Raw genomic sequence first — 278 nt, forward strand, 5'->3', positions numbered from 1 at the left:
ACCCGTGTGCGGCAGCCGGCCGTCGCCGCCGCGGCCGTCGCGATCCGGCGCCTCGGCCAGCCCCTGTGCGTAGCGCGTGCCGTCCACGGTGGTCGCCAGCGTGCGCTGCAGTGCCGCCAGCGGCGCCTGGTCGGCGACCAGGCGGCTCCGGTTCGCCTGCTCGACGCCCCGCACCNTCTCCAGCGCCCCCTGGCCGGCCGCCAGGGTCAGCCCCGCGCCGTCGGCCCGCTGCGCCCCGGCCAGCCAGCCGAGCGCCTGGCCGCCGTGCAGCCGCAACC

The organism is Frateuria sp. Soil773 (assembly GCF_001428405.1).
Lineage (GTDB): Bacteria > Pseudomonadota > Gammaproteobacteria > Xanthomonadales > Rhodanobacteraceae > LMSL01.